The organism is Tissierella carlieri (assembly GCF_018917285.1).
In the GTDB taxonomy this organism is placed as follows: domain Bacteria; phylum Bacillota; class Clostridia; order Tissierellales; family Tissierellaceae; genus Tissierella; species Tissierella carlieri.
The window spans coordinates 1-25,459 of the sequence record NZ_JAHLOH010000038.1 but is presented as its reverse complement, the minus strand read 5'-3'; the positions used below and the strand labels follow the sequence as shown (position 1 = coordinate 25,459).

24 protein-coding genes and 1 pseudogene are annotated in these 25,459 nt (G+C 31.1%); 24 read left to right on the top strand and 1 reads right to left on the bottom strand.

All coding sequences use genetic code 11. The annotated features are described in order from the left end of the window. Nucleotides 1-6: 6 nt before the first annotated feature. From KQI38_RS12095 to KQI38_RS12085, 3 genes are all read left to right on the top strand, one after another. Nucleotides 7-906, top strand: a complete 900-nt coding sequence (locus KQI38_RS12095; protein ID WP_216559761.1) for a DMT family transporter — start codon at nt 7-9, stop codon at nt 904-906. A 233-nt stretch (nt 907-1,139) separates the two neighbouring features. After that, nucleotides 1,140-1,682 (top strand): hypothetical protein, encoded by a 543-nt coding sequence (locus KQI38_RS12090; protein ID WP_216559758.1) that lies wholly within the window; start codon nt 1,140-1,142, stop codon nt 1,680-1,682. Nucleotides 1,683-1,768: 86 nt separating this feature from the next. Further along, on the top strand, nt 1,769-1,981 hold the full coding sequence (locus tag KQI38_RS12085) for a hypothetical protein (protein ID WP_216559757.1): 213 nt from the start codon (nt 1,769-1,771) through the stop codon (nt 1,979-1,981). 83 nt (nt 1,982-2,064) lie between these two features. On the opposite strand, the pseudogene KQI38_RS12080 reads toward KQI38_RS12085, so the two are convergent. Continuing rightward, nucleotides 2,065-2,601 (bottom strand): annotated as a pseudogene (locus KQI38_RS12080) (DsbA family oxidoreductase); the annotation flags it as partial. A 225-nt stretch (nt 2,602-2,826) separates the two neighbouring features. Here KQI38_RS12080 and KQI38_RS12075 point away from each other — a divergent pair. The 21 genes from KQI38_RS12075 to tpx all read left to right on the top strand — a co-directional run bounded on the left by KQI38_RS12075 (nt 2,827) and on the right by tpx (nt 25,200). Beyond that, entirely contained in the window at nt 2,827-4,248 is a 1,422-nt protein-coding gene (locus tag KQI38_RS12075; RefSeq protein WP_216559754.1) for an MBOAT family O-acyltransferase, read from the top strand. Nucleotides 4,249-4,258: 10 nt separating this feature from the next. Next, a complete protein-coding gene (locus KQI38_RS12070) occupies nt 4,259-5,449 on the top strand; it encodes a DHHW family protein (RefSeq protein WP_216559752.1) in 1,191 nt (396 codons plus the stop codon). 132 nt (nt 5,450-5,581) lie between these two features. Next, on the top strand, nt 5,582-6,442 hold the full coding sequence (gene dpsA / locus KQI38_RS12065; RefSeq protein WP_216559751.1) for a dipicolinate synthase subunit DpsA: 861 nt from the start codon (nt 5,582-5,584) through the stop codon (nt 6,440-6,442). A gap of 2 nt (nt 6,443-6,444) precedes the next feature. Beyond that, a complete protein-coding gene (locus KQI38_RS12060; RefSeq protein WP_216559749.1) occupies nt 6,445-7,023 on the top strand; it encodes a dipicolinate synthase subunit B in 579 nt (192 codons plus the stop codon). Between the two features lie 211 nt (nt 7,024-7,234). Further along, nucleotides 7,235-8,740 (top strand): ABC transporter ATP-binding protein, encoded by a 1,506-nt coding sequence (locus KQI38_RS12055; protein WP_216559747.1) that lies wholly within the window; start codon nt 7,235-7,237, stop codon nt 8,738-8,740. A 13-nt stretch (nt 8,741-8,753) separates the two neighbouring features. After that, a complete protein-coding gene (locus tag KQI38_RS12050) occupies nt 8,754-9,854 on the top strand; it encodes an ABC transporter permease (protein ID WP_216559746.1) in 1,101 nt (366 codons plus the stop codon). Beyond that, the gene (locus KQI38_RS12045; protein WP_216559744.1) at nt 9,854-10,786 is read left to right on the top strand and encodes an ABC transporter permease; all 933 of its coding nucleotides are present in this window, start codon (nt 9,854-9,856) and stop codon (nt 10,784-10,786) included. The genes KQI38_RS12050 and KQI38_RS12045 overlap by 1 nt, the downstream gene beginning before the upstream one ends. An 80-nt stretch (nt 10,787-10,866) precedes the next feature. Beyond that, nucleotides 10,867-11,874, top strand: a complete 1,008-nt coding sequence (locus KQI38_RS12040; RefSeq protein ID WP_216559742.1) for a BMP family protein — start codon at nt 10,867-10,869, stop codon at nt 11,872-11,874. A gap of 292 nt (nt 11,875-12,166) precedes the next feature. Then, entirely contained in the window at nt 12,167-12,652 is a 486-nt protein-coding gene (locus KQI38_RS12035; protein ID WP_246565811.1) for a YkvA family protein, read from the top strand. After that, nucleotides 12,639-13,049 (top strand): hypothetical protein, encoded by a 411-nt coding sequence (locus KQI38_RS12030; RefSeq protein ID WP_216559741.1) that lies wholly within the window; start codon nt 12,639-12,641, stop codon nt 13,047-13,049. Before KQI38_RS12035 ends, KQI38_RS12030 begins: the two co-directional genes overlap by 14 nt. Before the next feature lie 217 nt (nt 13,050-13,266). Continuing rightward, nucleotides 13,267-14,673, top strand: a complete 1,407-nt coding sequence (locus tag KQI38_RS12025; RefSeq protein WP_216559738.1) for an alanine/glycine:cation symporter family protein — start codon at nt 13,267-13,269, stop codon at nt 14,671-14,673. A gap of 137 nt (nt 14,674-14,810) precedes the next feature. Continuing rightward, on the top strand, nt 14,811-15,872 hold the full coding sequence (locus KQI38_RS12020; RefSeq protein WP_216559735.1) for a pyridoxal-phosphate-dependent aminotransferase family protein: 1,062 nt from the start codon (nt 14,811-14,813) through the stop codon (nt 15,870-15,872). Nucleotides 15,873-16,007: 135 nt separating this feature from the next. Continuing rightward, on the top strand, nt 16,008-17,051 hold the full coding sequence (locus KQI38_RS12015; RefSeq protein ID WP_216559733.1) for a substrate-binding domain-containing protein: 1,044 nt from the start codon (nt 16,008-16,010) through the stop codon (nt 17,049-17,051). Between the two features lie 325 nt (nt 17,052-17,376). Next, nucleotides 17,377-18,735 carry a dihydroorotase gene (locus tag KQI38_RS12010; protein ID WP_216559731.1) on the top strand — a complete coding sequence of 453 codons (1,359 nt, stop codon included), beginning with the start codon at nt 17,377-17,379 and terminating at the stop codon, nt 18,733-18,735. A 5-nt stretch (nt 18,736-18,740) separates the two neighbouring features. Beyond that, complete coding sequence (locus KQI38_RS12005; RefSeq protein WP_216559729.1) at nt 18,741-19,526, top strand: fumarylacetoacetate hydrolase family protein; 786 nt, start codon at nt 18,741-18,743, stop codon at nt 19,524-19,526. 31 nt (nt 19,527-19,557) lie between these two features. Then, nucleotides 19,558-20,286: an aspartate/glutamate racemase family protein gene (locus tag KQI38_RS12000; RefSeq protein ID WP_216559726.1), complete on the top strand. Its 729-nt coding sequence runs from the start codon at nt 19,558-19,560 to the stop codon at nt 20,284-20,286. A gap of 29 nt (nt 20,287-20,315) precedes the next feature. Then, nucleotides 20,316-21,299, top strand: coding sequence for a 2-keto-3-deoxygluconate permease (locus tag KQI38_RS11995; protein ID WP_216559724.1), 984 nt, complete (start codon nt 20,316-20,318; stop codon nt 21,297-21,299). A 149-nt stretch (nt 21,300-21,448) separates the two neighbouring features. Continuing rightward, the gene (locus KQI38_RS11990; protein WP_216559722.1) at nt 21,449-22,594 is read left to right on the top strand and encodes a pyridoxal-phosphate-dependent aminotransferase family protein; all 1,146 of its coding nucleotides are present in this window, start codon (nt 21,449-21,451) and stop codon (nt 22,592-22,594) included. A 185-nt stretch (nt 22,595-22,779) separates the two neighbouring features. Continuing rightward, nucleotides 22,780-23,565, top strand: a complete 786-nt coding sequence (locus tag KQI38_RS11985; protein ID WP_216559720.1) for an IclR family transcriptional regulator — start codon at nt 22,780-22,782, stop codon at nt 23,563-23,565. Nucleotides 23,566-23,717: 152 nt separating this feature from the next. Continuing rightward, nucleotides 23,718-24,599, top strand: coding sequence for a YitT family protein (locus tag KQI38_RS11980; RefSeq protein WP_216559718.1), 882 nt, complete (start codon nt 23,718-23,720; stop codon nt 24,597-24,599). An 88-nt stretch (nt 24,600-24,687) separates the two neighbouring features. Beyond that, on the top strand, nt 24,688-25,200 hold the full coding sequence (gene tpx / locus KQI38_RS11975) for a thiol peroxidase (RefSeq protein ID WP_216559716.1): 513 nt from the start codon (nt 24,688-24,690) through the stop codon (nt 25,198-25,200). Nucleotides 25,201-25,459 lie beyond the last annotated feature (259 nt).

Below are 25,459 nucleotides of genomic sequence, written 5' to 3'. Positions count from 1 at the left end.
CTGAAGATGCTTAAATCAAACGTAGGAGAATTAGCTGCACTAGCCACTGCCTTTTGTTGGTCATTAAGTGCTACGGCATTTGAGTTATCAGGAAGAAAAGTGGGATCATTATCAGTAAATTATATTCGATTAGTTACAGGTTTTATATTCATTAGTGTATTTACCTTTTTTACTAGAGGATATTTTCTACCTATTGATGCAACATCAAAAAATTGGATATTTTTAAGTATATCTGGATTAATAGGGTTTTTTATAGGTGATTTATTTTTATTTCAATCCTATCTAGAGGTGGGGTCTAGAGTATCTATGCTGATAATGGCCACATCTCCACCTATTGCGGCATTACTTGGATTTATTATTTTTGGTGAAAAGCTAAGATTAATTAGTATTCTTGGAATGGCAATAACACTCCTTGGAATAGCAATAGTTATATTGAGTAAAAATCCTGATGAGAAAAAGATAAAAGTAACCCATTCGGTAAAGGGACTTACTTATGCATTTTTAGGTTCTCTTGGACAATCGGTAGGACTAATATTTAGTAAAATAGGTATGGGAGAATATAACCCCTTTGCAGCAACTCAGATACGTATAATAGCTGGATTTATAAGTTTTACAATATTGTTTATATATTTGAAAAAATGGGATGACTTGAAGTTAGCGTTAAAAGATAAAAAGGCAATGTTGGGAATTACTATAGGTTCTATATTTGGACCCTTTGTTGGAGTATCATTATCATTACTATCCTTGCAATATACTTCAGCGGGAATATCATCTACGATAACTTCAATAGTTCCAGTAACTATAATACCATTATCAATGTTAGTTTTTAAAGAGAAGATAAAACTTAAAGAAATACTAGGGGCGATAACAACCGTTGCAGGTGTAGCAGTATTATTTTTATTTTAAAAGGTGGAGCATTGCTCCACCTCAGGCTATCGACATTCATATGCCGATAGCCTTTTTGTATGAATGGTGTTATAATGTAGATAACATTTTTCGGATAATATGCAAACTAGTTAAATTAATATCATATTTAAACTGTAGAAAAGAAATGTTTGGTATAATATACTAATTTTACGACGTAACGAACAAATTTTATATTATCTTGTGATGGATATTAAAGAGGAGGGTCTATGCAAATGAAAACTATGCTGAAAATTATGCGAATGCGTAAAAATGAAATTCCTGATGATATATTGCCTTTGTTTGAACACATTGTTCAAACATATAAAGGAGACGAATGCGATGAAAAATTTATAAAAGCGATGGAAGAGCAGCTCACCAAGGAGCAACGCTTCCGGCTATACGAGCAAAACGGAAGTTGTAGCGGTACTGGGTACGATAAAGAACGCAAAGCCTTCGCACTTGAACACGCTGACAAGCCCCTTGCCGAAAGGCTGGAACTATTTACAAATACCTTTGGTAGAACAGCGGTTTTGAATGATGATAATACAATCACAGTCACTTTTGCCTGTAACCATGGATACTACAAGCATGCGCCAAAAGGAATGTTTCGATTTCCGGCATCAATTGAAACATATTTTGAAAGATGCGCAGGTGGACGTTTGTATGAATACCAAAAAGCATTGGGAATAAAACTGAAGATTAAGTCAGTTGATGTGTCGCCCCTTAGCGAAAATATTGTAAACCCCGTTGTATTTACGTTTGAGATAGTGGATTAATAACACACTTACCGAGCAAGCACAATTACATTTTATGGTTTGAAGCTACAGCAGGAAATTTTCATGATTCAGCAGTTTTTCCGTTGTTGTATAACAAACTTAGAGAAAAGTATGACGGAATTAAGAATGTAATTGTTGATGCTAGTTATAAAATCCCTACAATCGCTAAAATGATTATTGATGATGGCAAAACGCCTATCATGCCGTACGATGGTCTAACCCCTTTACTTTCTCGCTTGTTTGTGTCAATATTTGAAGTTCTTGAAGAAATTTATAACGAAATTGTAATGGCTTCTTGATTTTTAGCAAACCAAGAAGCCATTAGTCAACAATCTAAGGTGGAGCATTGCTCCACCTTAGTATGTTTAATTTATATTATTTTCTAAAAATATTTTTTAAATTCATTATATTCCTTTATACCTGAGATACGCATCTTATTATTGATAATAAAAGTTGGGACAGAGGTTATCTTATATTCTACAGCCAGTTTATAATCTTCCATAAGTTTATCAGTATATTTTCCAGAATCTATAGCTTCATTCATTTCTGATATATTTAAACCTATAATTTTAGCGATTTCATTTAACACATTTTTATCAGCGACATTTAAACCAAGGGTAAAGTATGCTTTAAATACTGCTTCAGAATATTGAGTATACTTATTTTGATCCTTAGCATAATATCCGCCTAAGTGAGCTCTCCTAGTGTTAAACTTACTATTGATATTGTTATATTCAATATCTAGATCTTCTCCTAACATGGATAAATATTTTAAAGAATTTACTACATATTCCCTTGGATATACATCAAATAGATTCATTCCTTCTAAAGGAGTATTGGGATCTAGTTCAAATGGTATCCATTCTATATTATATTCTATTCCATCTTTTTTAAGTTTTTCGACTAAACCTAATCCAAAGTAGCAAAATGGTCATGCGAAATCTGAAAATGCTCTTATATTATACATAAATAATCCCCTCTCTATATTTTATAATATGTTTTATATTATATTTATACCCAAATTAGTATATTAAAGCCCATAAGGCATGAATAATAAATAAGCTATATCTAAAAATGTACATGGTTTTGAAATCATGAGATTTATGATATACTAAATATCATAAATAAATTTCAGGAGGAAATTATGTTATTTAGTAGTCTTATTTTCTTATTTGTTTTTTTACCATCAGTAATTTTGCTCTATTATATATCTCCAAGGAAGTTGAGAAATTCAGTACTATTGATATTTAGCTTGTTTTTTTATGGATATGGAGAACCAAAGTATTTAATTATTATGCTTCTATCCATATTTGTGAATTATTTAATGGGACTATTTGTAGATAAGTATAGAAATGAAAAGAAGATGGCTAGATTTATTATATTTTTATCTGTATTTATCAATCTTTTTATTATTGGATATTATAAATATACTAATTTTATAGTAGAGAATATTAATCAAATATTTAATTCATCACTTCCTTTACTTAATATTGTAATGCCTATTGGAATTTCGTTCTTTACATTCCAAGGATTAAGTTATGTTATAGATGTCTATCGTGGTGATGGTAAAGTTCAGAGAAATCCGTTTAATGTTGCTTTGTATATATCTCTTTTTCCACAATTAATTGCTGGTCCAATTGTAAGATATGAAACAGTAGCAGAGCAAATAGACGATAGAACTGAAAGCTTAGAAGGTTTCTCTTATGGAATTGAAAGATTCATATTAGGTTTAAGTAAAAAAGTTTTAATCGCTAATAATGTAGGTTTTATTGCCGATGAAATATTTAAGCTTCAAACATCAGATTTGTCTGTAATCCTTGCATGGATTGGAATAATATCATATACTGCACAAATTTACTTTGATTTTTCAGGATATTCAGATATGGCAATTGGGCTAGGGCATATGTTTGGATTTGAATTTTTGGAGAACTTCAATTATCCATATATCTCTAGATCTATTACTGAATTTTGGAGACGTTGGCATATATCTCTAAGTACTTGGTTTAGAGATTATGTTTATATACCTTTAGGAGGTAATAGAGTAAGTAAAAGTAAATTTTTAAGAAATATATTTATAGTGTGGTTTCTAACTGGATTGTGGCATGGAGCAGCTTGGAACTTTATTCTTTGGGGATTATATTATGGATTTATATTAGTATTAGAAAAGATGTTTGTTGGAGAATATATTGAAAAATTAAAGAGACCATTTCAACATATATATACAATGTTTTTTGTAATTATAGGATGGTTACTTTTTAGATCTGAAACCATTTCATATGCTAAAGATTATCTTATGGCTATGTTTGGCATAGGTGGACAAGGATTGATCAGTTCACAAGGAATATATTATTTAATTGAATACAAATATCTATTTATAATAGCTATAATAGCATCTATTCCAGTCTATCCTGCTATTCAGAAGAGATTAGATAAGATGTCAAATTCATGGATTAAAGTATTAATCATTGATTATGTAAAGCCGTTTTTTATTATAGCATTATTTTTACTATGCATTATGTATTTGATAAATTCAACATTCAACCCATTTATTTACTTTAGATTTTAGAGGTGTTTTAATGAAAAGTCTTAAAAAATATTACCTGATAGTTTCTTTTCTGTTTATAATTTATTTAGGCATATTTATGACTATAATTACAGAAGATGAGAAAGTATCTATACTTGAGAATAGAACATTAGCAAATGCCCCATTCTTTACCAGAGAGTCCTTACTAAGTGGAGAATATTTTAAAGGGTGGGAAACTTATTTAACAGACCATATTTATGGTAGGGATTATTGGATTGAGAAATATATTTTTCTAAATATGTCCATTTTAAATAAAAGTGATATTAATAAAATTGTAATGGCTAAAGAAGGAAATCTATTACCATTTATACCGTTTAATACAAATCATGATTTTAAATTTTATAGTGAAAAAATTAATACTATGGCTGATAATATTCGTGATCTTGATAAATATATTAGGGAATATGGCGGACATTTTTTATTTGTTGGTATTCCAGAGCAGGCTTCTTATTTGAGAAGCAAATATCCAGATTATTATCGTAACAATGAAGAGTATTTAAATAATAATGAAACAATTATATTTAAAGCATTAAAAGAAAACAAGATCAATTATATTAATATGACTGAAAAATATAGACAAGATCTTAGGGAAGATTATTATTTTAAAACTGATCATCATTATACATTTAGAGGAGCATATAAGGCTTATACAGAGATAATTCAAAATTTAATCGATAAAGTTAGGATAGATAATGTTAGATTGCCTTTGACAGAAGACGAAATAGATTTCACTACTCTTCCTAATCCGATTTTAGGAAGTAGAAATAGAAAACTAGCTTATCTATATCCTACAGATGAAAAGATAGAAATTGGTTATCCTATTGAAAAAATCTCATATGAGAAGCTCACAAATGGACAATTGGATCCTGATTTCTATCAAATTAATAAGGACAATGATGGAAGACCTACCTATAATGTATTTATGGGGGGAGATCATGCAGAAACTGTTATCAAAACTAATAGAAAAGATCTGCCTAATTTATTGATTTTTGGTGACTCTTTTACGAATGCAATGGAACCACTACTTTACTATCATTTTAATGAAACTCGAATATTGGATTTAAGACATTATAAAGATAAGAGCTTATATGATTATATTAAAGAGCATAAGCCTGATGTTGTTCTTATGATTAGAGATGATTTAAATTATGGTACTTTGGAGGGTAATGGAAAATTTGATTAGATTAATAAATATTTTAAAAGTCTTAATGATATTCATTAAGGCTTTTTCTTTTGTATAGATATACAAGCACCTTAAATTTTTAAATACATAATATGTATTACTTAATGTCTTTTTAAGTATGGGAGGGAAGGTATGAGAATATCAGTATTAGGTGGAGATGAGAGAAGTATTAAATTAGCAAAACTGCTTAGAAAAGATGGTCATAATATTAAATTATTTGGTTTTGATAGGTTAGAAAATAACACGTTAGAAATAAGTGAGAAACTAGACTTAGCTATTAAAGAATCTAATATAGTTATAGGACCACTACCATGCTCTAATGACAATACTCTACTAAATACACCTTTGTATTTGGAGAAAATAATTATAGAAGAAATATTTAAGAATATGACTTCCAATCAACTATTTATAGCAGGTAAAATATCTAACGAAATATCTAGTATTGCATCCTTCTACAATATTAATACTATAGATCTTCTCAGAAGAGAGGAAATGGCAGTATTAAATGCTATCCCTACAGCAGAAGGTGCTATTCAAGTAGCTATGGAAGAGCTAGATATTACGATTCATGGAGCAAACACTATGGTTTTAGGATTTGGTAGAATAGGTAAGGTTCTGGCTAATATGCTTCAAGGCATAGGAGCAAATGTATATGTAGAGGCTAGGAACTATACGGACTTAGCATGGATCAGCAGCTATGGCTACATTCCATTACATTTAAATGAGGTAGGAGTCTACATTCATGAGATGGATGTAATATTCAATACTATTCCATCTATGGTTTTAAATGAAGCAATGTTACTAAAACTAAGGAAGGAATCTTTGATAGTTGACCTTGCTTCTATACCAGGTGGTGTAGACTTTGAAAAGTCTAAAGAACTAGGGATAAAGACTGTTTGGGCATTGGGGCTACCTGGTAAAGTAGCACCTATGACAGCAGCTAAAATTATGAAAGATACTATTTATAATATTATTGAAGAGTTGGGGGGATAGGAATGTTATTGAAAGATGTAAAGGTTGGTATAGCTATCACAGGTTCATTTTGTACATTTGAAACAATTTTAGTTGAAATAGAGAGATTGGTTAATGAAGGAGCGGATGTATATCCAATTATGTCATATAATGCAAATGATTTTGATACTAGGTTTGGATTAGCAAAGGAATGGAAAGATAAGATAACAAAGGCAACAGGTAAGGAAATTATATCTACTATACAGGATGCAGAGGGTATAGGCCCAGGAAATTTCCTTGACATAATAGTTGTAGCCCCATGTACAGGAAATACCCTTGCAAAACTGGCAAATGCCATTACTGATACACCAGTATGCATGGCTTTTAAGGCCCATCTAAGGAATAATAAACCTGCAATAATTGCTATATCTACTAATGATGGACTTAGTGGAAATGCAAAAAATTTAGGTATGTTGCTAGATAAAAAGAATGTTTATTTTGTACCTTTTGGGCAAGATGACCCTGTGAAAAAATCTACCTCACTAATAGCTCACTATGATATGATAATACCAACTATAATTGAAGCATTAAAGAGTAAGCAAATACAGCCATTGCTAGTATAATAAAAGAGTTGTAAATAAGTAACGCTTTTGGTGCCTGGCACCAAAAGCGTTACTTATTTATTTTAAAAAGGATGTAATTAATACATAAAAAATAATCAAAATATTTTAAACTTTCAGCCTCCGTTTTATAGAAATATAACAAAGGATATTCTAATATTTTAGAGAAATTATGCATATAGAGTAGTAATTAATATTAGACGGGAGGGATAACATGGATACAATATTAAAGATGTGTTCAATATCCAAATATTTTGGAACATTAGTAGCAAATGAAGATATTGATTTTGAAGTAAAGAAAGGAGAAATACATTCTCTTTTAGGAGAAAATGGTGCGGGAAAATCAACATTAATGAATGTATTATATGGTCTATATCAACCTGATAAAGGAGAAATATTTTTTGAAGACAAAAAGCTTAACTTAAAATCCTCTAAAGATGCCATAGATTTAGGAATAGGAATGATACATCAACATTTCATGCTTGTACCAGTTCATACAGTATTAGAAAATATCATCATGGGCATGGGAAAGGAAAAAGGTTTGGTAATTAAGGAGGAAAAACTCAAAGAGGAAATAGAAGGAATTGCGGCCAAATATGGAATGGAAATATCCTTAGATACAAAGGTTTCAGACCTATCTGTAGGAGAACAACAAAGAGTTGAAATAGTTAAAGCTTTATATAGAGGAGCAAAGCTACTTATAATGGATGAACCAACAGCTGTATTGACTCCACAAGAAACTGAAGAGTTGTTTATTACACTTAGAAAAATGGCTGATACTGGAATGTCTATAATATTGATTACTCATAAATTAAAGGAAGTAATGTTTGTATGTGATAGAGTTACTGTATTAAGGGATGGTAGAGTAACAAAGACAATTAATACTAAAGAGACAAATGAACTTGAACTTGCAAAATTTATGATAGGCAGAGAACTTTCAGCTATGGAAAAAGATAGTGTTTGTTGTCCAGGAGGGCCTGTACTTGAATTAAAGAATTTATCTTATGAAATGGAAAAAGGAATAAAGGGCTTAGACAATATAAGCTTAAAAATATGCTCAGGAGAAATTTTAGGCATTGCTGGAGTAGATGGTAATGGACAAAAAGAATTGGCAGAGGCAATAGTTGGCTTAATTCAAGGGAATTCAGGCAGTATTTTATTAAATGGTGAGGAAATTAAAGGGAAGTCCATTTCAGAAATAATAAAAAGAGGTGTAGGTTATATTCCAGAAGATAGACATAAAAGAGGATTAATATTAGATTTTTCTGTTAGTGAGAATCTTATATTGAAAGATTATTATAAGATTCCATTTAGAAAAAAACTTTTGTTTGATTTCAATACAATAAATAAACATGCTGACCATATGATTGAAAAATATTCAATTAAAACTCCATGTAGAAATTCTGAAGCTAGGAAACTATCAGGTGGAAACCAACAAAAAATAGTCGTAGCAAGGGAAGTAGATAAATTGCCAAAACTCTTAATCGCTGTGCAGCCTACTAGAGGAGTAGATATAGGAGCATCGGAATTTATTCATCAACAGATTATAAAAGCTAAGGAGCAAGGAACTGCAGTACTGTTAATTTCTACAGAACTTTCAGAGATTAACCTATTATCTGATAGAATCGCTGTAATTTATAAAGGCAGTATAGTAGGGGAGATGGATAAGAATGATTTTGAAGAAAGCAAAATAGGTTTAATGATGGCGGGAGCTAATTAAAGGAGGAAAAATTGTGAACAAAATCGAGGATTATCTTAATAAGAAAATCTCAAGTAAAGTCTTTAATAGGAATAAAATTTTGACAATTTTTATACCGCTGGTCTCAGTATTATTAGCGTTGCTGATGGGGAGCGTACTTTTACTATTTATAGAGGTTAATCCGCTAGAAGCTTATAAATATTTAATCTTTGGGAATTTTACAAACATCTATAATATTGCTGAGATTTTTGTAAAAGCTACACCTATTATATTAACAGGACTTTCCTTTACATTTGCTTTTAGGACAGGACTATTTAATATAGGCGGGGAAGGACAAATGTTTGCAGGTGCTATGGCGGCAGTATTTGTAGGGCTAAAAACTGGGCATCTTAGCCCGTTTATCACCATATCTCTTTGCTTATTGGCAGCAATAATAGCAGGTGGAATATGGGGAATGGTACCAGGAATACTTAAAGGAATATTTGGCTCATCTGAGATAATTACCACAATAATGTTTAACTATGTGGCATTATATTTTATTAGTTATTTAGTGGATAAACCACTTAGAGAATCAAGCGGTTTTTATCCACAAACGGATTTAATAGGAGAAAATGCATTTCTTCCCTATGTAGTTTCCGACACTAGACTACATATAGGTTTTATTATAGCAGTGATAATTTCAATAATGGTATATATTATTTTATGGAAAACTCCCTTTGGCTATAGACTTAGGGCCGTAGGACATAATCCAGATGGTGCAGAGTATTCAGGTATAAATATTAGAAAAAATATAATAATTTCTCTAGTCATAAGTGGAGCTTTGGCAGGAGTAGCAGGCTTTACAGAAATAAATGGTATTCACCATAGACTCTTGGATAATTTCTCTAAAAATGTTGGTTTTGATGGGATAGCAGCAGCACTTTTAGGTAATGCAAATCCTGTAGGTGTGATTATATCATCAATACTTCTTGGTATGCTTCAAACAGGAGCAAATTCAATGCAAAGAGGGGTAGGAGTTCCAGCAAATATAGTAAGCATAATCCAGGCTTTAATTATAATATTTGTGCTAGGGGGAAATGCCATAAGACCTAAGATTGAACTTATGTTAAATCGTAAAGAAAGGGTGTTGGATTAATGAAAGATATATTAAATATTACATTTATTGTTGCATTATTATCTGCATCCATTAGGCTTTCAGTACCAATACTATTTGCTGCATTAGGAGGAATGTACTCAGAAAGATCTGGAGTAGTAAATATAGGTTTGGAAGGCATAATGTTAGTTGGGGCTTTTGCAGGAGTAGTAGGATCTTATTTTACTGGAAGCTATTGGATAGGGGCTTTGGTTGCAATACTTAGTGGAATTTTAATATCTGCACTTTTTGCTTTTATAACAGTGAAAATTAAAATAAATCAAATAGTTAGTGGTGTTGCAATAAATCTTTTGGCTATAGGGCTTACTAGTTTTTTTTATAGAGCATTATTTGGAATAACTACTGTGCCTATAACTGTAAAAGCTTTTGAACCAGTGAATATTCCAATCCTTTCAAATATACCAATAATAGGCGAAATATTTTTCAGACAAACCATACTTGTATATATAGCATTTTTGCTTGTACCAATATCTTATTATATTTTTTATAAAACATCTATAGGACTTAGTATTAGAACAGTAGGAGAACATCCAATGGCAGCAGATACTGTAGGTATACCTGTAAATAAAGTAAGAACAATATGTGTATTGGTATCTGGTGCATTGGCGGGGCTTGGAGGATGTTTTTTATCACTTGGGCAATTTAATATGTTTGTAGACAATATGGTATCAGGAAGAGGATTTATAGCAGTAGCGGCTGTAATATTTGGGAAGTGGAATCCCAAAGGTGTATTAATGGCTTCCCTAATATTTGGGGTTGCAGATGCACTTCAAATAAGAATGCAAATGGCAGGACTAGGAATACCTTATCAATTTCTTCTGATGTTTCCATATTTACTTACTGTAGTGGCAGTTACAGGAATTGTTGGACGTACTACGTCTCCAAAGGCGCTTGGAAGAACATATGAAAAGTAATTACAAAGGGAAGGGAGGAGCTTAGATACTTTATTCATTGTTACAATCAAAATGTATACAAAATTAAAGGAGGAATAAAAATGTTTATAAAGAAAAGAATTTTAGCATTATTCCTAGTTTCAGTGCTTTTAGTGGGTTTGTTAGCAGGTTGTTCATCAAAAAAAGATAATGATGCTTCTACTACAGCAGATGGAAAGAAAGATTATAAAATAGTATTATTATTACCAGGACCTATAAATGATCAGGGGTGGAATGCTACGGCTTATGAAGGATTAAAGCTAGTAGAAAAGGATTTAGGTATAAAAATGGAGTATATAGAATCTGTTCAGCAAGCTGATTTTGAGGCTGTATTTACAGACTATGGAACAAAGGGGTATGATTTAGTATTCGCTCATGGAACTCAGTTTTTTGATGCAGCAAAAAAAGTAGGACCTCAATTTCCTAATACCTTCTATATGGTTATAAATAGTGAAGAAGGTCAAGAACCAAATGTTGGTGGAATCGGTGTCAGAGAATGGGAAGGCGGATATGTAGCAGGTATAGTTGCTGCTATGAATACTGAAAGTAAAGAGTTAGGAGCTATTGGCTCATTCCCATTTCCAGTCATAGCTGGTACTTTAGATGCATTTGAAGTAGCAGCACAAACTATTGATCCTTCAATAAAGGTTACAAAAACCTATGTAAACTCTTGGGAGGATATACAAAAAGGTAAGGAAACTGCTCTTGCAATGGCAGAAGCTGGGGCAGATGTTATTTTCTGTAGTGCTAATCAAGTTGGTTTAGGTTCAATAGAAGCTGCAAAATCAAAGGGTGTTAAAGCTGTAGGATATATTTCACCACAAAACGATGTTGCCCCAGATACTGTTATTTCATCTGTTACTTATAATACTCCGGGATTATTTAAAAAGACTGTTGAGCAATTAATAAATGGTGAGCTTAAGCCTATAGGAGCTTCACTAGGATGGGCAGACGATGTACTGGATATGCAATGGGGAAAAGATATAAAGCAAGAGGTGAAAGACAAAGTAAATGAAGCTATTAAAGAGCTTAAAGAAGGAAAAATTACAAATCCATATAAAGGTCAATAATTAAAATATAAAGGATTCCAGTCAGGTTCATTAATCTGATTGGAATCTTTTATGGCATATAGGAGAATTCTCATTTAATTTCGATCTTGTAGAAAGAACTTGATCTATATAGATTTTTAAAAATGCTATCTTACAATATTTCGTAAAATTTTATTTATATTTTTATTTACTATATTATAATTGAAATCAAAAATATTAAATTAAACTAGGGATAAAAAAGCTAAAATTATAGTATAATTAAGATAGAGCTATAGATAAAGAAATGAAGGAAACTTAAGATGGAGGTTTGAAAATGAAGATAGATGTTGAAGAAATTTTAAGAAGATTAGAGGGAAAGGCTAATACAATTTATTTTGATAGGGACAGATTGAAAAATCTCTTGAATTCAACTAAGAAAAAGGTAGAAGGCAATAAAACACTGATGGAAGTTTGGGAAGATATAAAGTTGTTTTTAGATTTACTTAAGGATTGGATGAGAGGAGATTATAGAGAAATATCAAAAGGCTCCATAATAATGATAATAATATCTTTGTTATACTTAGTAAATCCATTAGATTTAATACCGGATTTCTTAGTGGCTGGATTTATTGATGATTTAGCCGTAATTGCATATGTAATTAAAAAAATCTCAGATGAGCTAAATGTATATAAAAAATGGAAATTTTCCAATGATAATGAGGATTCCATAGAAGTAGAGGTAGAAATTGTTGAAGATGTAATAAATGTAGAGGATGTAGAAGATATTGACCATGAGGAGAATAATGGTGAAAAAAATTGATATAGAAGAGCTATATTGGATTGATTGGAATGAAATATCAAGAAAACCAGAGGAATTAAATGAAATCTTTGCATATATAAGAGACTATGATTCAAGAAATATAGAAGAATTGGGTAAAATTTTGAAACTATATAGCAATCCTTCTGGAGAGTTTACAATAGAATTTGCTAAGATTGCTGGAGAAATCTATAAAAATGATAAGATAAAATTTATTAAGGCTCTAAATCTAGTAAGAGATGAAGCTACTAATCTTGTATATGTGTTTAGGATGGAGAAAATATTTGAAGATGAAGATAAAGAGTATACGGAAATCCTTAGTTCTAATCAACTAACAGAAGAAGAAATTGATACTACTTATACCTTCTTCAAAATGTATAAGACGATATGTGCAACTTGAGTATAAGAAAAGAGAGAGTTCCTCTCTTTTTGTTTTGCAAAAAAATAAAAAATAACACGATAAAGCTGAATATTCAGTATAATTCAATAAAAGAATCAAAATATAAAAAACTTGCAATATTTAATGAAACATAGTATAATAAAAAAATATTCAATATTACTTTAGAGCAGTAATGCAATATCAATAGACAGTATAACATTACTTAAGGAGGTATACTATGTTACAAGGCATTGAAAAAATTGTTTCAATATTAAACAACTGGCTTTATTCTTATATCTTAATAGTTTTACTAATTGGACTTGGAGTTTACTTTACTTTTAAAAGCAAATTTTCTCAATTTACACTATTAAGTCATAGTATTGGTCTATTGACAGAGGAAGCAGAAATGAGAGATGGTAAGAAAGGAATATCATCCTTTCAAGCTTTCTGTATATCTGCTGCTTCTAGAATAGGAACTGGAAATATAGCTGGTGTAGCTATTGCCATAGCCACAGGTGGACCAGGAGCAGTATTCTGGATGTGGATTATTGCCTTAATTGGTGCAGGTTCAAGTTTAGTTGAAAGCACATTAGGACAAATTTATAAAGTTAGAGATGGGGAAACCTTCAGAGGAGGACCAGCATATTATATTAAGCAAGGTCTAAATATGAGATGGCTTGGAGTAATATTTTCAGTATTAATTACAATAACCTTTGGATTTGTATTTAATACTGTGCAGTCCAATACTATAGCAGGAGCATTTAATGAAGCTTTTGGAATTAAAGAAATTATTACTGGGATTATTTTAGTTATTATTACAGGATATATAATATTTGGTGGAGTTAAGAGAATAGCTTCAGTATCTGCAATTATAGTACCTATTATGGCTACTTTATATATAGGGGTGGCCATATTCATAATGATAAAAAATATAACTTTAATTCCATCTATGTTTAAATTAATATTTCAGAATGCTTTTGGGATTACACAGATAGCAGGTGGCACACTAGGCGTAACAATTATGAATGGTGTTAGAAGAGGATTATTTTCAAATGAAGCGGGGATGGGAAGCGTTCCAAATGCGGCTGCAACAGCAGATACATCGCATCCAATAAAGCAGGGCTTTATACAAAGTATTGGAGTTTTTGTAGATACCCTTCTAGTATGTAGTGCTACCGCATTTATAATATTATTATCAGGAGTTCTTGAAAATTCATCAGGACTCAAAGGAGTACAGATTACACAGGCAGCTGTAGCTTCCCAAGTAGGCTCTTGGGGTAGCACTTTTATTGCAATATGCGTCTTTTTATTTGCTTATAGCTCAATAATTGGAAATTATTATTATGGAGAAACAAATATTGAATTTTTAGATACAAATCCAGTGTTTCTAATTGGATATAGAATATTAGCTTTAGCTATGGTATTCTTTGGCTCAATAAGTAGTTTTTCATTAGTATGGGATACAGCAGATGTGTTTATGGGTATTTTAGCAGTTATTAATTTATTGGTAATAACTAAATTATCTCCTATAGTATTTGCAGTATTAAAGGATTACGTTGGACAGTTAAGAGAGGGGAAAAATCCAACATTCAAATCTAAAAGTATTCCGCAACTAGGAAATGTAGATTGGTGGAATGAAGAATAGATACTAGATTTAAGATCTTCTTATGGGAATAAGAAGGTCTTTTTTATCTTTATATATTGACATAATTATTAAAACGAGTTACAATGGTTTTAACAATAGTAAATGATTTTTACGCATGGTAAAAAGGAGGAATAAATATGAAAAGAGAAATATCAATGATGGTAGGACCAACGGCGGTCCCAGATAGGGTTTTAAATGCAATGAATAGAAAATCAATATCCCATAGATCCAAAGAATATTGTGAAATTCATGAAAGAGTAAGAAATGGATTAAAAAAATTATTTAAAACAGAAAATGAAGTCTATATATTAACATCATCAGGAACAGGGGCCATGGAAGCGGCTATACAAAATTGTTTTTCCTTTGGAGATGAAGTAGTAGTACCAGTTTTAGGAACTTTTAGCAAGCAGTTTGCAGATATGGCAGAAGCTTATCAGTTAAAAGTTATTAGAGTAGAATTTGATTTAGGTGAAGCGGCAGACGTTGGTAAGGTGATGGATCATCTAACTCCTAATACTAAAGGAGTATTTATAATTCATAATGAAAGTGCAACAGGAATATCTAATGATTTAGAAGCATTTGGTAAAGCATTAGGAGATAGCGATATATTGTTAATAACAGACTCTGTAAGTGGAGCAGGCGGACTAGAAATGAGAATGGATGAATGGAATATAGACGTAGTTTTATCAAGTTCTCAAAAAGCACTTATGGTACCAGCAGGATTATCATTCATATCTTTAAATGATAAGGCTTGGAGGGCAGTAGAAAATTCTAATATTCCAAAATTCTACTTTGATTTAAAGAAGGCAAGAGCATTCCAAGAAAAAAATCAAACACCAAATACTCCATCTGTATATAATGTGTTTGCAGTAGATGAGGCTCTAAAAATGATATTTGAAGAAGGATTAGATAATGTATATAAGAGACATACTGAAAATACAATGAGAATAATAGAAGGGGTTAAAGAACTTGGATATAGTATATTTCCCAAAGATGAAAAATACGCTTCTAAAACTTTAACGGCAGTATATGCTCCAGGAAAAGCTAAAGGAATAGTCCAAGCTCTAGGAGAACAAGGGATAGTAGTAAATGGAGGACTAGACCCTATTGCTGATGATATGTTTAGAGTAGGTACTATGGGATATGTGTATAAGGAAGATGTAGAAGCCTTTCTTGAAGCATTAGCAAAGATAAAATAAAAGCTTAATTAAAGGAGATACTTCTCTTAAAGGTATTTAATACTGAAAGGGGAGTATCTTTTATTATTGACTTTAAATTTGGAAAGATTTGACTTATAATAAAAATATATAATTTATTATAAAAGGAGCTTAGAAATGGTTACACAACAAGATATTGCTGATAAATTAAATATATCTAGGGCCACAGTATCACGTGCTTTGAAAGGTCAAAATGTTAGCGAAAAAACTCGAGAGCTTGTACTAAAAGAAGCTGAAAAGATGGGATATGTTGCTAATAGCGCTGCTACTATTCTAGCTCTAAAAAATACAAAAAAAGTATATGCATTTATTATTGCAACCGTAGATGAAGGTTATGGGTGGCAGACTTATGAAGGGATAAAGGAAGCATCAAATATATGGCAAGGATATAACCTAGAAATTAAAGTGATTTTTACTGACATAAATATAGATAAAAATCAATGTGAAACACAGATTAAACAGTTTTATGAGGTAATAGAAACAAATTCAGTAGATGGAGTAATATTTAGTGCTTTAAGTAAAGAAAATATGGAAATTGTAACTATGGAATGTAAGAAAAGAAATATCCCTTTAATGACTCTAGATATGATTTACAAAAATAGTGAACTTTGTCATGTGGGGCCAGATTATTATAACCTAGGTACTTATTCTGCCGCTTATATTGCTAACTTAATGATGAAGAAGGGAAAAATATTAATTCTATCCTATGACGAAGGGTATGAATTGAGCAAAGAAAGAATGAGGGGTTTCCATGAAAAATTAAAAGAATATCCTCTTATTGAACAGTATAATGTAGGATTAGATACGATGTCTAAAGAAAGCTATTATAAAGCATTAAGTAAATATTATTACAAGTATAATCCCATTGCGATATATGCTCCCTATCATGCAGATTATATTGGTGAATTTTTGAAGAAAGAAGGACTTAAGGATGATGTTATACTAATTACAAATGGTATCAATAAAGAGATAGAAAGCTATTTATTTGATGGAACTATAGATGGAATAGTTTCTGCTAGACCTTATTTTCTAGGAGCTGTAGTGGCTAATAACTTTTATAAGTACTTTTATAGACCTAGGGAAATTCATAAGGGAGAAATAGATGTGGCTTGTGATATCTATATAAAAGAGAATTATATAAGATATGATAAAATATTTTAGTATCATTATTTAATTTGGTATTGCTTTAATTTAACGACTATGTTAAAATTTAGTTAAAATTATGACTCATAATTAACAATCTGTAGAAATAGATGATTATGATTTATAATTTTAACTAATATTTTTATGCGGATTCAAAGCTTTATTAAAAGATTTTTAAATTAATAATTTTGCATAAGAATAAAAAATATATTTTTTTATTTAAGTTTGTACGCGCGAACACAATAGTTAGTCTAGAATTAAACAATTGAATACTTTTACTAAATGATACTTATTATTTTTTAGCCAAAATGTACGCGCGAGCATTTAAAGGGAGTGATTTAAATTGATAGACAAAGTGATTAAAGGTGGAACTATAGTAACTCATAGTGGAAGATTTAAAGGAAATATTGCCATAAAGGATGGAAAAATACACTCTATTTTAAGTGAAGATAGTGTTCTAGATGCATTAGAAATAATTGATGCCAGAGGAAAATTTATTATTCCAGGAGTTATAGACGGACATGTTCACTTTCAAGACCCAGGGATAACTAATAGAGAAGATTTTCCTAGTGGTACAGCAGCTGCAGCAGCTGGAGGCATTACTACTGCAATATCTCATCCTATGAATATACCGCCAATAGTAGATGAGGAGAGTTACAAGTTTACTATTGGAGCTTATAAAGGAAGGGGTTATATTGATTATGCAATCCACGCTGGAGGAACTGCTACAAATACTGAAATAATAGAGTCTTTATGGAAGAATACTGGTGCAACATCAATTAAAATGTTTATGTGTTTCTCTGTAGCAGATTTTCCGTATGTTAAAGATGATGCTTTATATGATATTTTACAAAAACTAGCTAAAGTAGATGGAATTGCATTGATTCATGCTGAGAATAATGAATTGATTGAATTGGAAGAAAGAAGATTAAAGATAGAAGAACGAAATGATCCTATGGCTTATATTGAGTCTCATAGTGAAGTTGGAGAATTAGAAGCAGTAAAGAGAGCAATTTATTATTTAGAAGTAACTGGTGCTAAAGGGATAATACTACATACTTGTATGGAGAGTGCTTTAATGGAAATAAAAGCAGCTCAAGAGAGAGGGGTTAAAGTTTATGCTGAAACATGTCCGCATTTTTTAACTTTTATAGACACTGATATTTTGGAATATGGACCATACTTGAAGTTTTCTCCTGTTATGAGAGATGAAAGTAATAGAAAGAGACTATGGGAACTATTAGATAAAGGTTATATTAGTACCATTGGATCAGACCATAGTCCTTATGAAAAGAAAGAAAAAGATGTAGGATTGATGGATATATGGAAAGCTCCTAATGGCATACCAGGAATACAGACTTTACTACCGGTTTTATTAAATGGAGTAAATAAGGGACTGTTAAGTTTTGAAAGGCTTGTAGAGGTTACAAGTTTTAATCCAGCTAGACTCTATGGATTGAATTATAGAAAAGGCTCAATTATAGTTGGTCATGATGCGGATTTAGTCATAGTTGATATGGAGTTAATCAAAGAGTACTCTAAAGAGGATATTAAATCAAAGGAAAAATGGTCCCCTTATGTTGGACAAGTATTTAAAGGGTGGCCAATACTTACAATGGTAAGAGGTGAAGTAGTAATGAAACATGGAGAAATCATGAATAATCAAGGTTATGGAATATATATAGAACGAAAAAAGAGGTGATTATAATGATTAAATATATTCGTTTCGTTCATAAGGAACAAGTACAATATGGGATTTTACATGGTGAAAACATAGAAATCTTACATGGCAACTCTTTTTCTAACTTTGAAAAAAGTAATACTTTTATAAATATTGATGAAATAAATCTTTTACCGCCCTGTACTCCTCAAAAGATTATTTGTACAGGATTAAACTATTCGGACACAATTTTAGAGGATGGAGCCAGTATACCAAAAAAACCATTGATATTTTTAAAGGCTCCTTCAGCAATAATTGGTAATGAGGATTCTATAATAAAAAATCAAATGATAGAAACTTTAACTTGTGAAGCTGAGTTAGCTATAGTAATAGGTAAAAAGGGCAAATGTATTTCAGTAGAAGATGCGGATTCATATATATGGGGTTATCTTATGGCTAATGATGTAACTGCTAAGGATTTGCAGAAAGAAGATATACAGTGGACAAGAGCTAAATCCTTTGACACTTTTTTACCTCTTAGCTATGAAATAGTAGGTGATATAGAAAGTCATAATCTAGAGATACGAACTATAGTTAATGGAAATATAGTTCAAAAGGGAAATACAAAGGACATGATATTCGATATTCCATATCTAATAAGCTATATATCTAATGTTATGACGCTTTATGAGGGAGATATTATTTTAACAGGAACCCCTGGAGGATATGGTAAGGTTATTGATGATGGTGATACTGTGATAATAGAGATAGAAAAATTAGGTAGTATTAACAACACTGTTATTAGTTCTAATAATAGCTGGTGTTTAAAATAATATAAAACAATTAAAAGGAGTGTGTGTGTTTATGAAAATTTTAGTTGCAAATCCTAACAGCTCTGAAATCGTAACAGGTATTATTATGAAGTCAGCAGCACGTAAGGCTAAAGAAACTACAGAACTTATTCCTCTTACTAATCCAAAAGGAACAAAAAATATTGACTGTGGTTTCGCAGATTATCAATCAGTTTGGTCATTTATTAGAGCAATATTAGAAAAGGTAGAGGAAGTTAAACCAGATGCTGTGGTGCTTGCTGGATTTGGAAATGTAGGTGTTTTCGCATTGAAAGAAGCACTTTCGATTCCAGTTATCAGTATTTCAGAAGGGACTCAAACTATTGCAGGTCTTCTAGGACATAAATATACTGTACTTACTATGTTAAAACAATTTATCCCTTATCAAGAAGACTTAGTTCGTCTTTACAGACTAGAAAATAAATGTGCTTCAGTTAGAGCTATTAATGTAAATGTAGAGAAATGTGTTACAGATAGAGAAGAAACATTAAATCAATTAAAAGATGAAATTTTGAAAATTGTAGAAGAAGATGGAGCAGAAGTTGTAATATTAGGTTGCGCTGGATTATGCGGATATGATGAAGCTCTTCAAGAATTAGTTGGATTACCAGTACTTGATCCTGTAACTGTAGCCATTAAAATTGCAGAGATGATGGTTGAAACAGGATTAACACATAGCAAAAAGAGAAAGTTCGCTTTCCCACCTCAAGAATTTGATGCATATATGTGGAATGGTAATTAATCTAATATAGGATAAGGGGGCTTTATTAAATGAAGATACTTAAATCTGTTGAAAAATTCCCTGGCGGATTAATGGTTATACCATTATTATTAGGGGCAGTTGTAAATACATTTTTCCCACAATTCTTAGCTATAGGCGGATTTACTACAGCGCTATTTTCAAATAAGGGAGCAGCAACATTTGTTGGAATGTTCATCTTTTGTTGTGGTGCTTCTATCAATGTAAAACAGATAGGATTACCTTTTTATAAGGGTTCAGTACTTACATTAACTAAATTTGCTGTAGGTGTAATTATAGGTGTAGTTGTAGGTAAAATATGGGGACCTGCAGGTGTTTTAGGTATTACTCCATTAGCTATAATTGCAGCTCTTACAAACTCTAATAGTGTAATGTACTCGATATTAGCTGGACAATATGGAGAGCCTACAGATGTTGGGGCGATTTCTGTATTATCACTTAATGATGGGCCATTCTTTACTATGATAGCTCTTGGATTAACTGGTATGGCAAATATTCCATTTATGTCAATAGTTGCAGTATTAGTTCCTTTATTACTTGGAATGTTATTAGGAAACTTAGATGAAGATATTAGAGAATTATGTGAAAAAGGATTACCTATTATTATTCCCTTTAATGGATTTGCATTAGGGGCAGGAATGAATTTAATGGATGTAGTTAAAGCGGGAGTACCTGGAATAATATTAGGATTAACCTCTCTTCTGACAACAGGTTTTGTATGTTATTGGGTTTATAATTGGTTTTTTGGGAAAGAAAGAAAAACTGCAGTTGGAGCAGCAGTCGGTAACACTGCAGGTAATGCGGTAGCAACTCCTGGAGCAATTGGAGGGGTTGACCCTAACCTTGCTATGTATGCCACAGTTGCCACTGCTCAAGTTGCAGCAGCTTGTGTAGTAACAGCTATTTTATGCCCATTGTTTACAACCTACTTGCATAAAAGATTAAGAAAAAAAGAAGAAATGGCACTATCCAAAGCTGTAAGTAGCCCTCAATAATAAAAATATATACTACATAATAAGCTACCATCTTAGAAAATGGTAGCTTATTATGTAAAGTTTTGTCAAAAAATAATTTTACTTATTGATTCATTATATTTAACATGGTAGAATAATAATTAACAATAGTAAAAAGGGAGGAAATAATAATGAAAAATCGTAAATTAGTAATGATCCCAGGACCTACACCTGTAGTAAGGTCAATTCAAGATCAAATGGGTAGGGAAACTGTTGCATTTGGAGATCCTAACTTTATTAAAGATTTTAAAGAACTTGTTGAAGATTTGAAAACACTATGGAAAACAGAAGGAGAAGTTTTCGTTGTTGCAGGAACTGGTACAATGGCAATGGAAATGGGTATAGCAAATACTTTAAAATCAGGTGATAATTTACTTATTGTATCAAATGGATTCTTTGGAGATAGATTTATTGATCTTGCAGAGAGAAAAGGTATAAATGTAGATGTGATAAGCAGTGAGTGGGGAAAAATTGTACCTGTAAAAGATATTGAAGCAAAATTAAGTGAAAAGAAATATGATGCTATTACAGTAACTCATGTTGATACATCAACAGGGGTTTGTGCTCCAATAAAAGAAATTGGTGAAATGATGAAAAAGTTCCCTGAGACAATGTATATAGTTGACGGAGTTTGTGCTACTGCAGCTGAACCAGAGTATGTAGATGATATGAATATAGATATTTTAATCACTGGGTCACAGAAAGCATTTGGAGTAGCACCAGGACTTGCAATAGTATGGGCAGGACCTAAAGCAATGGAGAGAAGAAAAGAACTTGGAAGAATTCCAGAGTATTATATTGATTTTGATAAATGGCTTCCAATTATGAATGATCCTTCAAAATACTTTGCTACACCAGCAGTAAATATGATTTGGGCACTTAAAGAATCAGTAAGAATAATCAAAGAAGAAGGAATAGAAAATAGATATGAAAGACATAGAAAAAATGCAAGAGCAATGCAGGCAGCTTTAGAGGCTATGGGCTTTACATTATTAGCAGATAAAGAACATAGAGCAGTTACATTATCAAATGCAATATATCCAGAAGGAATAGATGATGTTGAGTTCAGAAAAATATTAGCAGAAGAAGGTGCAGTGGTAGCAGGAGGTTTAGCAGCATATGCTGGAAAAATGTGTAGAATCGGACATATGGGTAATATCGATACACATGATATGGTAAGTGCAATCTCTGCAATCGAGAGAACATTGTACAGAATGGGCAAAAACAGTGAGCTTGGAGCTGGGATAACTACGTTATTAAAAGAATTAATGGCTTAAATTAAAAACTAGAAATACATCATATATATCATTAATCTGGAGGCTGTTTTAAAATTATAATTTTAAAACAGCCTCCTTTAATTAGTATAAAGATAAATATGGTAAAAGAGCATATTAAATGGTATAATAATTTACCAATAGTAAATAAATACCATAAGATAAATGTTGAATATCAGGAGGACAATATGACTAATGAAGTAGAAGAAAAACAAAAGAAAACTATAAGATCAGTTATTAAGGCTTTTGATGTTATAGATTACATGGCATTATCTGAAAAAGAATTAGGAGTAACGGAGATAAGTGAGGCATTGAACTATGGGGTTAGCGCCACATATCATTTATTAAATACTTTAAAAGAATGTAATATAATTGAACAAAATGAAACGACTAAAAAGTTTAAATTAGGGTTGAAGCTATGGCAAATAGGAATGCGAGCTTATGAACAAAATGATATTTCTATTATTCTAAAACCATATCTAAGAAAGCTAAAAGAATTGACCGGAGAAACTTCTAACTTAACTATTTTAGACAATAACCAAATTGTATATATTGCCCAAGAAGAAAGTAATAGATTGTTAAAGATGTTTACTAAAATAGGCGTATCAGCTCCATTACATTGTACTGGTGCAGGAAAAATTCTACTAGCCTATCAACCTAGATCTAAACAGGAGCATATACTAGATAGTATTGAATTAATAAAATATACTAATAAAACAATTACAGACAAGGATAAATTAATGGAAGAGATAGATCTTATAAAAAAGCAAGGATATGGTTTAGATGATGAAGAAAGAGAAATAGGAGTTAGTTGTATTGGAGCTCCAATATTTGGAGTTAATAATGAGATTATTTCTTGTATTTCAATTTCAGGTCCAAAATCAAGATTTACGAAAGAAAATAAAGATAGATGGATAAAGATGATCTTAGATGTTTCCAAGGAGGCAACTAATTATATCAGAACTATAAGTTAAAATATAAAATAAAAAATCTCCTTATTTATATGAGTGGATTTTTTATTTTATTACGATTAATCTATAAGTAACAATTGATATTTGTATGATAAAGTAGTATTATTTGGGTATACATTTACCACCAATATATTATAAAAATGAGGAGTTTATAAATGAAAACAATTGATGTAGCACAATCAAAACTAGGAGGAATTAGGGAGATATTTACAAAAATATTATTCATAGTAATTGGAAACTTACTATGTTCTCTAGCTTTTAATTTATTCTTTGTTCCAAATGGACTTTTAAGTGGTGGAGTTGGAGGCGTTGCTATAATGACTCAGTATTTGACAGAGATGCCAGCAGGAATATCAGTATTTTTAATAAATCTTCCTATATTTGTAGTAGGTGTCAGAATGATAGATAAGAAGTTTATTACCTATGCATTTATATCTATGCTTGTTTTTTCATCATGGCTTACAATAACTAAAGATATTTCTAAATACTTTATAGTTGAAGATATTCTTCTAGGGTCAGTTTTTGGAGCAGTATTAAATGGACTTGGTATGGGATTAATGTTTAGAAATGGTACTTGCCAAGGAGGGCTGGATGTTATAGCTGCAATTCTTAAAAGAAAGCTTAATGTAAATATTGGGACAGGCTTGATGATGGTAAACACTGTTATAATAACTCTATCATCCTTGCTATTTGGATATAAAGCTGCTATGTATACTTTGATTTCTATGTATATAGGATATCAAATACTAGATAAGGTTCAAACTGGATTTAATGTACAGAAGAATGTAGTAATAGTATCAGAGAAATCCAAAGAACTATCAACTGCAATTATAGAACAGTTGCATAGGGGAGTTACATTTCTAAAGGGTCAAGGTGGATATACTCATGAAGATAAGAATATTATATACTGTATTCTTACATCTCGTGAGATTGCTAAATTAAAAGAAATAGTCAATGAAGTAGATCCAAAAGCCTTTTTCACTATAACTGATGTAGTAGAAGTAAAGGGTAAAGGTTTTAAATCTACGGAAATATAATAATATCAAATGATTAGTTCCGACTATTTCAGGGTAAATTCATTGGGAAATCAATTATTTTAGATACCAATGAAAGGAGAAATAGATTATGGAAAAAAGAAAAGACCTTGTGACTATGGGAGGAAATCCAGTTACATTATTAGGAAAAGAAATAAAGGTTGGAGATAAGGCACCAGAATTTACTGTATTAAAAAGTGATTTATCCCCATTTACCTTAGAAGATGCAGGGGATGGAGTAAAGATAATATCAGTAGTACCTTCTTTAGATACTGGTGTATGTGAGCTTCAAACAATAAACTTTAATGAAACAGCAACTGAGCTTGGAGATGTGACTATACTAACTATTTCTGTAGATTTACCTTTTGCACAGAAAAGATTTTGTTCCGCTAATAATATAGATAAAGTAATCACTTTATCTGATCATAAGGATTTATCATTTGGCATGAATTATGGATTTGTAATAGAGGAATTTAGACTTCTAAGTAGAGGTATAGTAATATTTGATAAAGATAATGTAGTTAGATATGTAGAATATGTAAAGGAAGTAACAAATCATCCAGATTATGATAAAGCTATGGTGGAAGTAAAGAAGTTAATATAGTTTAAAAGAAGTTATAAGGACTAGTTAAAAAGACTAGTCCTTTATATATTTAATAAAAAGAGTTAGTGACTTTTTTATCAAAGTTTGATATAATATAAACAAACGTAAATGTTTTATTTAATAACAAATTTAATATGTTCGGCTCTGTAAACTAAATATGAAAAAATAGTACAATATCTTCATAGAATTGCTCTAAGTTTCTTTGGATTGCTCTAAATTTCGCTTTGCATATGATAAAGCTTCGTCTATGAAATCATCA